This window comes from Streptomyces sp. HD, from assembly GCF_028369295.1.
Taxonomy (GTDB): Bacteria; Actinomycetota; Actinomycetes; order Streptomycetales; family Streptomycetaceae; genus Streptomyces.
The window spans coordinates 1-12,059 of the sequence record NZ_JAQMYP010000107.1 but is presented as its reverse complement, the minus strand read 5'-3'; the positions used below and the strand labels follow the sequence as shown (position 1 = coordinate 12,059).

General features: G+C 73.1%; 12 protein-coding genes. 9 read left to right on the top strand and 3 right to left on the bottom strand.

Features of this window, described 5'->3' with window-relative positions; translation table 11 throughout:
- The first annotated feature begins 72 nt into the window (after positions 1 to 72).
- The 6 genes from POF73_RS45185 (at position 73) to POF73_RS45160 (ending at position 5,942) form a co-directional block, all read left to right on the top strand.
- Positions 73 to 1,455, top strand: a complete 1,383-nt coding sequence (locus tag POF73_RS45185) for an L-serine ammonia-lyase (RefSeq protein WP_272125363.1) — start codon at positions 73 to 75, stop codon at positions 1,453 to 1,455.
- A 61-nt stretch (positions 1,456 to 1,516) separates the two neighbouring features.
- On the top strand, positions 1,517 to 2,380 hold the full coding sequence (fdhD, locus tag POF73_RS45180) for a formate dehydrogenase accessory sulfurtransferase FdhD (RefSeq protein ID WP_272125361.1): 864 nt from the start codon (positions 1,517 to 1,519) through the stop codon (positions 2,378 to 2,380).
- An 8-nt stretch (positions 2,381 to 2,388) separates the two neighbouring features.
- Positions 2,389 to 3,774 carry a D-inositol-3-phosphate glycosyltransferase gene (gene mshA / locus POF73_RS45175; RefSeq protein ID WP_272125360.1) on the top strand — a complete coding sequence of 462 codons (1,386 nt, stop codon included), beginning with the start codon at positions 2,389 to 2,391 and terminating at the stop codon, positions 3,772 to 3,774.
- Between the two features lie 235 nt (positions 3,775 to 4,009).
- Positions 4,010 to 4,729, top strand: a complete 720-nt coding sequence (locus POF73_RS45170) for a hypothetical protein (protein WP_272125359.1) — start codon at positions 4,010 to 4,012, stop codon at positions 4,727 to 4,729.
- Positions 4,726 to 5,268 carry a SixA phosphatase family protein gene (locus POF73_RS45165; RefSeq protein WP_272125358.1) on the top strand — a complete coding sequence of 181 codons (543 nt, stop codon included), beginning with the start codon at positions 4,726 to 4,728 and terminating at the stop codon, positions 5,266 to 5,268. The genes POF73_RS45170 and POF73_RS45165 overlap by 4 nt, the downstream gene beginning before the upstream one ends.
- A gap of 47 nt (positions 5,269 to 5,315) precedes the next feature.
- On the top strand, positions 5,316 to 5,942 hold the full coding sequence (locus POF73_RS45160) for a YigZ family protein (RefSeq protein WP_272125357.1): 627 nt from the start codon (positions 5,316 to 5,318) through the stop codon (positions 5,940 to 5,942).
- 63 nt (positions 5,943 to 6,005) lie between these two features.
- On the opposite strand, the gene POF73_RS45155 is transcribed toward POF73_RS45160, so the two are convergent.
- The 3 genes from POF73_RS45155 to POF73_RS45145 form a co-directional block, all read right to left on the bottom strand.
- On the bottom strand, positions 6,006 to 6,161 hold the full coding sequence (locus tag POF73_RS45155; protein ID WP_272125356.1) for a hypothetical protein: 156 nt from the start codon (positions 6,159 to 6,161) through the stop codon (positions 6,006 to 6,008).
- A 125-nt stretch (positions 6,162 to 6,286) separates the two neighbouring features.
- Positions 6,287 to 6,697 (bottom strand): AfsR/SARP family transcriptional regulator, encoded by a 411-nt coding sequence (locus POF73_RS45150; RefSeq protein ID WP_272125355.1) that lies wholly within the window; start codon positions 6,695 to 6,697, stop codon positions 6,287 to 6,289.
- The gene (locus POF73_RS45145; RefSeq protein ID WP_272125354.1) at positions 6,633 to 7,112 is read right to left on the bottom strand and encodes an AfsR/SARP family transcriptional regulator; all 480 of its coding nucleotides are present in this window, start codon (positions 7,110 to 7,112) and stop codon (positions 6,633 to 6,635) included. Before POF73_RS45145 ends, POF73_RS45150 begins: the two co-directional genes overlap by 65 nt.
- Positions 7,113 to 7,279: 167 nt before the next feature.
- On the opposite strand from POF73_RS45145, the gene POF73_RS45140 reads away from it, so the two are divergent.
- The 3 genes from POF73_RS45140 to POF73_RS45130 form a co-directional block, all read left to right on the top strand.
- Positions 7,280 to 8,275, top strand: coding sequence for an alpha/beta hydrolase (locus POF73_RS45140; RefSeq protein WP_272125352.1), 996 nt, complete (start codon positions 7,280 to 7,282; stop codon positions 8,273 to 8,275).
- Between the two features lie 259 nt (positions 8,276 to 8,534).
- A complete protein-coding gene (locus POF73_RS45135; RefSeq protein ID WP_272125351.1) occupies positions 8,535 to 9,698 on the top strand; it encodes an exonuclease SbcCD subunit D in 1,164 nt (387 codons plus the stop codon).
- On the top strand, positions 9,695 to 12,059 hold a 2,365-nt coding region (locus tag POF73_RS45130), incomplete at its 3' end, for an AAA family ATPase (protein WP_272125350.1). The genes POF73_RS45135 and POF73_RS45130, both read left to right, overlap by 4 nt.

Below are 12,059 nucleotides of genomic sequence, written 5' to 3'. Positions count from 1 at the left end.
TGACCGGCAACCTCCCCGCAGGGGCGTGGCCGTGACCGCTCGGCAAGCCCCTCCAATCCCACGGAGTATGGCGTGGCAATCAGCGTCTTCGACCTGTTCTCCATAGGCATCGGTCCGTCCAGCTCGCACACCGTCGGCCCGATGCGCGCCGCCGGGATGTTCGTCGCCCGGCTGAAGCAGGACGGCGTGCTGGCCCAGACCACCGCTGTCCGGGCGGAGTTGTTCGGCTCGCTCGGCGCCACCGGCCACGGCCACGGCACCCCCAAGGCGGTGCTGCTCGGTCTGGAGGGCAACCAGCCGCACACGGTCGACGTCGCCCAGGCCGACCTGGACGTCGAGCGGATCCGCGACACCGGGCGCATCCGCCTCCTCGGTACCGAGATCGGCCCGGCCCACGAGATCGACTTCGACGCCTCGACCCAGCTGGTCCTGCACCGCAGGCGGTCGCTGCCGTACCACGCCAACGGCATGATCCTCTTCGCATACGACGCCGACGGGGTGCCGCTGCTGGAGAAGACGTACTACTCAGTGGGCGGCGGCTTCGTGGTCGACGAGGACGCGGTCGGCGCGGACCGCGTCAAGCCCGACGACACCGTGCCGGCCCATCCCTTCAGCACCGGCGACGAACTGCTGCGTCTGACGAAGGAGACCGGTCTGTCGATCTCCGCGTTGATGCTGGAGAACGAGAAGGCGTGGCGCACCGAGCAGGAGATCCGCGCGGGCCTGCTGGAGATCTGGCGGGTCATGGAGGCCTGCGTCGGGCGGGGGCTGGGGCGCGAGGGCATTCTCCCCGGTGGTCTGAAGGTCCGTCGGCGAGCCGCGGCGGCGGCCAGGGCCCTGCGCAGCGAGGGCGACCCGGCGGGCCGCGCCATGGAGTGGGTGACCCTCTACGCGATGGCCGTGAACGAGGAGAACGCGGCGGGCGGCCGGGTCGTCACCGCCCCGACGAACGGCGCGGCCGGCATCATCCCCGCCGTCCTGCACTACTTCCTCGACTTCGTGCCGGGCGCCGACGAGGACGGCATCGTCCGGTTCCTCCTCGCCGCGGGCGCGATCGGGATGCTCTTCAAGGAGAACGCGTCCATCTCCGGCGCCGAGGTCGGCTGCCAGGGCGAGGTCGGCTCCGCCTGCTCGATGGCCGCCGGAGGACTCGCCGAGGTGCTCGGCGGCAGCCCCGAACAGGTCGAGAACGCCGCCGAGATCGGCATGGAACACAACCTCGGCCTCACCTGCGACCCGGTCGGCGGCCTCGTCCAGATCCCGTGCATCGAGCGCAACGGCATGGCCGCCGTCAAGGCCGTGACCGCCGCCCGGATGGCCCTGCGCGGCGACGGCAGGCACCACGTCTCCCTCGACAAGGTCATCAAGACCATGAAGGAGACCGGCGCCGACATGAAGGTCAAGTACAAGGAGACCGCCCGCGGCGGCCTCGCCGTCAACGTCATCGAGTGCTGAGGAGGAAGGCCGACTCCACAGAGGGGGAACGACGTCCACGCAAAGAACTGGGAGTGAGGCCATGGGACGGGTCACCGAGCGACGGCGCGTGGTGCGCATCCGGGACGGCGCGCCGAGCACGCGACCGGACACCCTGGTGGCGGAGGAGCCACTGGAGATACGGCTCGGCGGCAAGCCGCTGGCCATCACCATGCGCACCCCCGGGGACGACTTCGCACTCGCCGCCGGATTCCTGGTGAGCGAGGGCGTGGTGAGCCGGGCCGAGGACGTGGCCAACATCGTGTACTGCGCCGGTGCCACCCAGGACGGCTCGAACACGTACAACATCGTCGACGTCCAACTCGCCCCCGGCGTACCGCTGCCCGACATCACGCTGGAGCGGAACGTGTACACCACGTCGTCCTGCGGCCTGTGCGGCAAGGCCGGCCTGGACGCCGTACGGACCACCGCACGGTGGCCGATCGCCGACACGCCCCCGGTCCTGGTCGCCCCCGAGCTGCTGGCCGCCCTGCCCGGCCGACTCCGCGCCGCGCAGCGGGTGTTCGACCGCACCGGCGGTCTGCATGCCGCCGGGTTGTTCTCGCCCGAGGGCGAGCTGCTGGACCTGCGGGAGGACGTCGGCCGGCACAACGCCGTCGACAAGCTGATCGGCCGCGCGCTGCAGTCGGGCCGACTGCCGCTGTCCCGCAGCATTTTGCTGGTGTCCGGGCGGGCGTCCTTCGAGCTGGCGCAGAAGGCCGTCATGGCGGGCATCCCGCTGCTGGCGGCCGTCTCGGCGCCGTCCTCCCTCGCAGTGGACCTGGCGGCGGAGACGGGACTAACCCTCGTCGGCTTCCTGCGCGGCGACTCCATGAACGTGTACGCGGGCGAGCAGCGCATCGACCTGCGAGCCGGGGCCATGGCAGCCGGAGGGACGGCGAGGTGAGCCGGTACATGACCGGGCTCGAAGCGCTCCACGACAGCCGCGCCCACGGCAGCACACTGCTCCGCCCGCCCCGGCCGCGCCCACCCGACGCCCGCCACCGGCCCCGCCGCGTCGCCATGCTCAGCGTGCACACCTCACCGCTGCACCAGCCCGGAACGGGCGACGCGGGCGGCATGAACGTCTACATCGTGGAGCTCGCCAAGCGCCTCGCCGCCATCGACATCGAGGTGGAGATCTTCACCCGGGCCACCTCCGCCGCACTCCCGCCCAGCGTCGAACTCGCGCCCGGCGTTCTGGTGCGGCATGTGGCCGCGGGCCCGTACGAAGGCCTGGCCAAGGAGGATCTGCCCGCCCAGCTCTGCGCCTTCGCGCACGGCGTCACCCAGGCCTGGGCCGGCCACCGCCCCGGCCACTACGACCTGGTCCACTCCCACTACTGGCTCTCCGGCCACGTCGGCCGGCTCACCGCCGAGCGCTGGGGCGTCCCGCTCGTCCACGCCATGCACACCATGGCCAAGGTGAAGAACGCCAACCTGGCCGACGGCGACACCCCCGAACCCGCCGCCCGCGTGCTCGGCGAGACCCAGGTCGTACGGGCCGCCGACCGGTTGATAGCCAACACCGAGAAGGAAGCGGCCGAACTGCTGCGGCACTACGACGCCGACACCGGCCGGGTCGCCGTCGTCCACCCCGGCGTCGACCTGGAGCGCTTCCGGCCCGACGCCCGCGGTGTCCAGGCCGGACGAGCCGCGGCACGATCCCGCCTCGGCCTCCCGCAGGACGCCCTGATCCCCCTGTTCGTGGGCCGCATACAGCCGTTGAAGGCACCGGACGTCCTGCTCCTGGCGGTGGCCCGGCTGCTGGAGGAGCGGCCGTGGCTGCGGGAGCGGCTCGTGGTGCCGGTCGTGGGCGGGCCCAGCGGAAGCGGCCTGGCCAGGCCGGAAGGACTGCAGAAACTGGCGGCCCGCCTCGGCATCTCGGACGTGGTGCTGTTCCGGCCGCCGGTCGGCCAGGACCGGCTCGCCGACTGGTACCGGGCGGCATCCGTGCTGGTCATGCCGTCCCACAGCGAGTCCTTCGGCCTGGTCGCCGTCGAGGCACAGGCCTGCGGCACCCCGGTGATCGCCGCGGCGGTCGGCGGCCTGCCGGTGGCCGTACGGGACGGGGTGAGCGGTGTGCTCGTACCCGGGCACGATCCGGCGGACTACGCGCGTGCCCTGTACGGCTTCGCCGCCGACCCGGCCCGCTCCGCCCGGATGAGCGAGGCCGCGGTCCGGCACGCCCGCTCCTTCGGCTGGGCCACGGCCGCGGCGGCGACGGCGGACGTGTACACGGCGGCCCTGCTGCGACGGGGCCGCGGCTCGCGCGCGGTCGGCGAGGAACAACTCCGGTAGCGTCCGGCAGTCGTGGTCCGAACTGCTGTCCGGGCGGGCCGGTGCGCAGTACGGTGCGGGCAGTCCGTACGGCAGGGGGTGGCGAAGCCCGGGTACGACATGCGCGTCGTGCGTGTCAGTGGGCCGTACAACCATGGATGACCAGCGAACTCCCGGCACACCCGACCCCCGCCACGATGTCCGGAAACCGGGCCGGAAGGCTGCGGACGGCGGCCCGTCCGCCTACGCTCGCTCCGTGCTGCGCATCATCGACGCCCGAAGCGGCGAGCCCGTCGACGCCGCCCCCGCCCGCCGGGGCCTGACCCGGATCGAAGCGCATACGGAGGGCTTCGACGTGACCGCCCTGCGGATACTCCTGGTCGCTGATCTCCTCGTCCGCGCCCTGGAACTCGGCGGTACGCCCGTGTGGGCGCTGCTCGACGAGGAGCGGCGGCAGGCGGAGCTCCGGGCCGGCGCCGCGGCCCTCGGTATCCGGCCCTTCGAGGACGGCCGGGACGCCGCGTCGGGACTGGGCGAGGCGCAGGTCATCCACGTCGTACGCGAGTCGGGCGCGGAGCCCGACGGGGTGCGGGTCGCCGTCGCGCCCGTGCACTCGGAGGCACCCCCCGAGGAGGCCGACCCCGCCGCCCTGCGCCTCGCGCTGCTCTCCCGGCGCAGAAGCGTGCCCGTACGGCTCGACGCGGCCGCTCTCGCCGAGGCCCACGACACCCTCGCGCGCTGGCGCGGCGCCGTCGCCGGCTGGGCGCAGCGGCCGTCCCGCCCCATCCCCGACGAGGTGAAGACAGAACTGCGCACCGCATGGGAGGACGACCTCGACGTACCCGGCGTCCTGGGCGTCCTGCGCTGGGTGGAGACCGCGCCGGACCTGCCGGACGGCGCCCGCTTCGAGACATACGCCTACGCCGACCGCCTCCTCGGCCTCGACCTCACCCACGACCTGGGAACCCCGGCATGACCGGCCGTATCGGAAACGGCCCGCTGCGCCGTCTGGTCGTCCTCAGGCATGCCAAGTCCGCCTGGCCGGAGGGCGTCGCCGACCACGACCGCCCGCTCGGCCCGCGCGGCCACCGCGACGCCCCGGTCGCGGGCCGGATGCTCGCCGACGCCGACTGCCTGCCGGACCTCGCGCTCTGCTCGACGGCCGCACGCGCGCGTGCCACCTGGGAACTGGCGTCCGCCCAATGGGGCACACCGCCGCCGGTACACCTCGATCCGCGCGCGTACGCGGCCGACGTGCCCGAGCTGCTGGAGGTCGTGCACGAGGTGCCCCCCGAAGTGGAGACGCTGCTCCTGGTCGGCCACAACCCGGGTCTGGAGGACCTCGTCCTCGCACTCGCCGGGGACGGCCTCGACGACACCCTGGACCAGGTCCGCACGAAGTTCCCGACCTCGGCGATCGCCGTACTGGCCTGGCACGGCACCACCTGGAAGGCTCTGGCACCTGGCTCGGCGCTGCTGACGGACGTGATGGTGGCACGCGGCCGCAAGAAGTGAACGCCTCCCGCGCGGGGGCCCGTGGGCGCTGCGCATAGGCTGGCCGGATGCAGGACGAGTACCGCACAGTCGCCCGCGCGGGCGTGCACGAGACCGAGGTCAACCGCTCACGCTTTCTCTGTGCGCTCGCCCCGGCCGCCACCGAGCGAGAGGCCCAGGACTTCATCGCCGCCGTCCGCAAGGAGCACGCGGACGCCACCCACAACTGCTGGGCCTACGTCATCGGCGCCGACGCCGCGGTCCAGAAGGCGAGCGACGACGGCGAACCGGGCGGCACGGCCGGCGTCCCGATGCTCCAGATGCTGCTGCGCCGCGACATGCGCTACGTCGTCGCCGTCGTCACCCGCTACTACGGCGGCGTCAAGCTCGGCGCGGGCGGCCTCATCCGGGCCTACGGCGGAGCCGTCGGCGAGGCGCTGGACACGCTCGGCACCCTCACCAGGCGCCGGTTCCGGCTGGCCACCGTGACCGTGGACCACCAGCGCGCCGGCAAGGTGCAGAACGACCTGAGGTCGACCGGACGCGAGGTACGGGACGTGCGCTACGCGGAGGAGGTCACCATCGAGGTCGGTCTGCCGGACGCCGACGTGGAGGCGTTCCGGGCGTGGCTCGCGGACGTGACGGCGGGGTCGGCCGGGTTCGAGCTCGGGGGAGAGGCGTACGGGGACGCGTGACGGCCGGGCCGGAGCCGGTGCCTCGCCGGGCACGGCGAAGGGTGACTGCTCTTCGGATCCAGCTCAGTGGCAGTCTTCGAGACCCTTGATCACCAGCGCGCGCTCCACGGGGTACGTGTCGGCTCCGGGCACGGCGAGCGCGGTCCGGAACTGCTCTCGCGCATCGGCGATACGGCCCATCGTGTGGTAGGTCCGGCCCAGCCAGTGACGGATGTCCATCTCCAGGCGGGCGTAGTGGGGGTCGGTGAGCGGGGACAGAGCCTGCTGCCGGGCGAGCGCCTGGTGGTAGAGGGCTTCGGCGGCGCTCAGGTTCCCCTCGCCATGCCCTGCCCTGCCCAGCCGGGTCAGGATGAGCGCGTGCAGGAGGGTGTCCCCGGCCTGCTGAACCAGCTCGGCCGCGGGGCGGAGCAGGACGGGCCGACGAGACGATCGTTGTCCTGGCGCAGCACCGCTTCGTGCACTCGGCGGAGTTCCTCGCCGGGATCGACCCCGAGCTCGTCGCGCAGTCGTACGCGCATGTCCTGATAGGCGTTCAGCGCCTCCGCCTGGCGTTCGCCGCCGTACAGAGCACGCATGGACGCGGCCAGGGTGGTGAGTTCGTCCAGGGCATCGGCCGACCGGCCGAGCGTCAGCAGGCACTCAAGCCGATTCCGCTGAACCGTGCGCCGGAGCTCCCTCAGCCGCTGCCGTTCAGCCTGCGCGAACGGTCCTGGCAGTCCGGCCAGGGGCTCGCCTCGAAACAGTGCGGAGCGCATCGGAGAACCGGTCCAACGCGGTGGTCAGGTCACCGGAAGTCTTCGCGAGACGCGCCTCGTCCAAGTGCCGGGTCAGCTCCGTTGTGTCGAGCCGGAGGCCGTCGACGGCGAAGCGGTACCCGGCCCGGCCGCTGCGGATCGCCGACCCCGTCCGTCCCGCGTCCTGCGCGTCGATCGCCTTGCGCAGTGTGAAGACGTAGCTGGGCAGCACCCGGCGACCGGACCCCGGCGGCTTTGCACCCCACACCCCGTCGAGCAGCTGCTCATTGCTCACCAGGGCGCCCTGACGCAGCACCAGCGCGGTGAGAACGGCCTGTCGCCGAACAGGCACCAGGTCCAGCGGTGTGCCGTCACGCCAGGCCTGGACCGGCCCCAGCACCGCGATCCGAAGCCGTGGAGGAGATCCCCCGTCCACCCCGAAGACCTCCGCCCGCGCACATCATTGAAATTTCATTCGTATTTCATCGCCCCCCGCCATGGTTTGCAAGTCGCTACTGAAAACCGGAAGGCGCCGAGCGCGGGCGTCCCGCGCCCCAGGGGGCTCCGGGACGTCGCACGGTTCCACCACCCGACCAGGAGGTCATGTTGAGCGAGCACCGTTCCAGCCGCAGGAGCGTTCTGAAGGCCGTCGGCGGGCTCTCCGCGGCGATGGCTCTCGGCGGCGCGAGCACCCTTGCGACGGCGTCCCCGGCCAGTGCGGTCGGTGACGGCAACGGGCTGCGCATCGTGGAGCGCAACGAGGACGACCCCCGACTGCGGTACTACCGGTTCGCGACCGACGCGATCGGCTGGAACCCCGCCGTCAACGTCCTGCTCCCCGACGGCTACCACACCAGCGGACGCTCCTACCCCGTCCTCTACCTGTTCCACGGCGGCGGCACCGACCAGGACTTCAGGAGCTGGGAGAACATGGCGGGCGTCCGGGCCCGGACCGCCGGAAAGCCGATCATCGTCGTGATGCCCGACGGCGGACACGCCGGCTGGTACTCCAACCCGGTCAACTCCAACACCGGCCCCCGGAACTGGGAGACCTTCCATATGGCCCAGTTGCTCCCGTGGATCGACGCGAACTTCCGGACGTACGCCGAGCTCGACGGCCGCGCCGTCGCCGGGTTCTCGATGGGCGGCTTCGGTGCGCTGAAGTACGCGGCCAAGTACTCCGGCCGCTTCGCCTCGGTGAGCGCCCACTCCGGCCCGCCGAGCCTGCGCCGAGACCTGGGAGTGGTCGCCCATTGGGCCAATGTGTCCTCCGCGGCCCTGGACCTGGGCGGCGGCACGATCTATGGCGCGCCGCTGTGGGACCAGGCCAAGGTCAGCGCCGACAACCCGATGGAGCACATCGAGAGGTACCGGAACAAGCGGATCTTCCTGGTCGCCGGTACCAGCCCCAACCCGGTCGACCCGTTCGACCTGCTCAACGAGACCGAGGTGCTCGCCGGCCAGCGAGAGTTCCGAGCCGCCCTGACCGCCGCCGGCATCCCGCACGAGCCGCACGAGGCGAGCGGCGGACACGTCATCCGCCCCGATCTGTTCACCGACGACCTCAACGGCATCCTCGCCCGGCTCCGTAAGGCGTAGACAGGTCGAACCGAGACGACCGCACGCCCGGCGGGACCATTCGGTCCTGTCGGGCGCAGCGGCGGTGTCCCGGGGCGACGTGGTGCTGGAAATCGCCGGAGCGGTCGTTTCTCGCTGCGCTCCTTCTCGTCGGCCGGCTCGCGATACCGGACCAGGAGGCGACGTACGTTAGCGTGGCGGATGTTGACGGCGAGCCCTGTGCTGGTTCGTGCTGGTTTTAGGGCGCAGTAGGGGTAAACGTGCAGGTCGGGGCGATTTCATGAGAATTCTGCACACTTCCGACTGGCATCTCGGCCGGGCGTTCCACCGGGTCAACATGCTCGGGGCCCAGACCGGGTTCATCGGTCATCTCGTCACGACCGTGCGTGAGCGCGGCGTGGACGCGGTGGTCGTGTCGGGGGACGTGTACGACCGGGCGGTGCCGCCCCTCGCCGCGGTCGAGCTGTTCGACGACGCCCTGCACCGGCTCGCCGACCTCGGTGTGCCGACGGTGATGATCTCCGGCAACCACGACTCGGCGCGCCGGCTCGGCGTGGGGGCCGGCCTGATCGGCCGTGCCGGTGTCCATCTGCGGACCGAGCCGTCCGCGTGCGGCACGCCCGTCGTGCTCCAGGACGACTTCGGCGACGTGGCCTTCTACGGCCTGCCCTATCTCGAACCCGCCCTGGTGAAGGACGAGTTCGGGGTGGACAAGCCCGGCCACGAGGCCGTGCTCGCCGCCGCCATGGACCGGGTGCGCGCCGACCTCGCCACACGCGCACGTGGCACGCGGTCGGTCGTCCTCGCGCACGCCTTCGTCACCGGGGGAGAGGCCAGCGACAGCGAGCGGGACATCACCGTCGGCGGGGTGGCCGCGGTGCCCGCCGGGGTCTTCGACGGCGTCGACTACGCGGCGCTCGGCCATCTGCACGGCTGCCAGACCATCACCGACCGCGTCCGCTACTCGGGTTCCCCGCTGCCGTACTCCTTCTCCGAGGCCGACCACCGCAAGAGCATGTGGCTCGTCGACCTGGACGCCGACGGCGCGGTCACGGCCGAGCGGGTCGACTGCCCGGTGCCGCGTGCGCTGGCCCGGATCCGGGGGACACTGGAGGAACTGCTCGCCGAACCCGGGCTCGCGCGGCACGAGGAGGCCTGGGTCGAGGCCACGCTCACGGACGCGGTGCGCCCGGCGGACCCCATGGCCCGCCTCGCCGAGCGTTTCCCGCACACCCTCAGCCTCGTCTTCGACCCCGAGCGCACGCCCGACGATCCCGAGGTGTCCTATGCGCGGCGGCTCGCGGGCCGCTCCGACCAGGAGATCGCGGAGGACTTCGTCGCGCATGTGCGCGGGGCCGGACCCGACGCACACGAACAGGGCGTCCTGCGGGACGCGTTCGACGCGGTGCGGGCCGACGACGCGGTGCGGGAGGTGGCGCGGTGAGGCTGCACCGCCTCGACGTGACGGCGTTCGGGCCGTTCGGCGGATCCCAGACCGTCGACTTCGATGCGCTGTCCACGGCCGGGCTCTTCCTGCTGCACGGCCCCACCGGCGCCGGCAAGACCTCCGTCCTGGACGCCGTCTGCTACGCGCTCTACGGCTCCGTGCCGGGCGCCCGGCAGAGCGGCCAGGGCGGCATGAACCTGCGCAGCGACCACGCCGCGCTCGGCACGCGTACGGAGATCCGCCTCGAACTCACCGTCGCGGGGCGCCGGTTGGAGATCACCCGGCAACCGCCCTGGGAACGCCCGAAGAAGCGCGGCTCCGGCACGACGCTCGACAAGGCGCAGAGCTGGCTGCGCGAGTACGACGCCCAGGCCGGGACCTGGAAGGACCTCAGCCGCTCCCACCAGGAGATCGGCGAGGAGGTCACCCAGCTGCTCGGCATGAGCCGGGAGCAGTTCTGCCAGGTCGTGCTGCTGCCCCAGGGCGACTTCGCGCGCTTCCTGCGCGCCGACGCCGAGGCCCGCGGCAAGCTGCTCGGCCGTCTCTTCGACACCCGCCGTTTCGCCGAGGTCGAGAAGCGCCTCGCCGAGCGCCGCCGGGGCACCGAGGCCCAGGTCCGGGACGGCGACGCCGCGCTGCTGGCCGACGCGCACCGCATGCAGCAGGCGGCGGGCGACGCGATGCGGCTGCCCGACCTCGCACCGGGGGAGCCGGGCCTGGCCGAGGCCATCCTCGGCGCCGCCGCGGTCGCCCGCAGCACCGCCCGCGAGCAGCTGACCGTCGCCCACTGCCGGCTCCTGGCCGCCGAGTCCGCCCAGGCCGCCGCCGACCGTGCGCTGGGCGACGTACGCGAAGTGGCCCGGTTGCAGCGGCGGTTCGCCGAGGCGCGGGCGCGGGCGCGGCTGCTGGAGGAGCGGGCCGACGCCCACCGCGAGGCACAGGCACGCATGGAGCGGTCCCGCAAGGCCGAGGCGGTGGCACCGGCCCTGGAACTGCGGGAGGCGGCCGACGCCGAGCACCGCCGGGCGGCCGAGGAACAGGCACGCACGCGTGTCCAGCTACGGGAGGCCTTCTCCGACTCCGACGAGGGCACGGGGCTCGGCCTCGGCGGCGGTTCGGCGGCGTCCTCCGAGGGCGCGGGGCCGGATCGGCACGCGGCGCCGCCGCGGGGCGCGAACGGTCCCGACGGTGATGCACTCGACCGACCGGACATCGCGGCCCTTCCCGCGGACCGCCTGGCGGCCGCCAGGCGTCGGGCCGCCGAGGAGCTGGGCGGGCTGGAGTCGGCACGGCGCGCCGAGCAGCGGCTGGCCGGCCTCGTGGCGGAGCGCGCGGACCTGGACCGCCAGGAGCGAGCGGACGAGGACGTCCTCCAGGAGGCGGAGAGCTGGCTGGCCGGGTGGGAGACGACCCGCTCGGGGCTCCAGACCCGCATCGAGTCCGCGCAGGAAGCGGCCGGGCAGGCCGAGCAGCTCGCCGTACAGCGCGATCCCGCGCAGCGCAGGCTTCGGGCGGCCCGGCAGCGGGACCAGTTCGCCGGTGACACGGACACCGCGCAGCGACGGGCACTGGAATCGGCCGAACGCGCGGTGCGGGCCCGTGCCCACTGGCTCGACCTCAAGGAACAGCGGCTGAACGGCATCGCCGCCGAGCTGGCGGCAAACCTCACCGACGGCAAGCCCTGCGCCGTGTGCGGAGCCACTGAACACCCGGCGCCCGCCCGCAAGGTCGCGGGGCACGTCGACCGCGAGGCGGAGGAGCGTGCCCTCGCCGCCTACCAGCGGGCCGACGAGGAGCGCACCGAGGACGAACGGCGCCTGGGCCTCGTACGAGAAGCGCTGGCCGCGGCGACCGCGGAGGCCGGGGACACGCCCACCGAGCAACTCGCCCGGGAAGTCGAGGAGTTGGAGCGCCGGTTCACGCAGGCCCGTGGCGCCGCCTCCGGGCTGCATGCCGCGACCGAGGAGCTGCGCCGAGCGCAGCAGGAGCACGAGCGACGCAGTGCCGCCCGGCAGGAGGCCGCCGTCAGAGCCGCCTCACGAGTGGGCCATCGAGAGCGGCTGGACCGCGAACGGGCCACCCTGGAGGAGGAGTTGGCCGAGGCGCGCGGCGCCGCCGGCAGTGTGGCCGCGCGGGCCGCGCAGCTGGAGCGGCAGGTCGCCCTGCTCACCGATGCCGCCGATGCCGCGCGCCTCGCCGAGGACACCGCGCAGCGGCTCAAGGACGCCGACGCCCGGCTGGCCGACGCCGCCTTCCGCGCGGGCTTCGACACCCCGCAGGCCGCGGCCGCCGCCCTCCTCGACGACGCCGCCCACCGCGAGCTCCAACGGCGGCTGGACGCCTGGCAGGCCGAGGAGG

Coding starts and splice junctions, on each gene's coding strand:
- fdhD (WP_272125361.1), top strand. CDS start 1,517: ATGGGACGGGTCACCGAGCGACGGCGCGTGGTGCGCATCCGGGACGGC.
- mshA (WP_272125360.1), top strand. CDS start 2,389: ATGACCGGGCTCGAAGCGCTCCACGACAGCCGCGCCCACGGCAGCACA.
- POF73_RS45165 (WP_272125358.1), top strand. CDS start 4,726: ATGACCGGCCGTATCGGAAACGGCCCGCTGCGCCGTCTGGTCGTCCTC.
- POF73_RS45160 (WP_272125357.1), top strand. CDS start 5,316: ATGCAGGACGAGTACCGCACAGTCGCCCGCGCGGGCGTGCACGAGACC.
- POF73_RS45155 (WP_272125356.1), bottom strand. CDS start 6,161: ATGGACATCCGTCACTGGCTGGGCCGGACCTACCACACGATGGGCCGT.
- POF73_RS45150 (WP_272125355.1), bottom strand. CDS start 6,697: ATGCGCTCCGCACTGTTTCGAGGCGAGCCCCTGGCCGGACTGCCAGGA.
- POF73_RS45140 (WP_272125352.1), top strand. CDS start 7,280: ATGTTGAGCGAGCACCGTTCCAGCCGCAGGAGCGTTCTGAAGGCCGTC.
- POF73_RS45135 (WP_272125351.1), top strand. CDS start 8,535: ATGAGAATTCTGCACACTTCCGACTGGCATCTCGGCCGGGCGTTCCAC.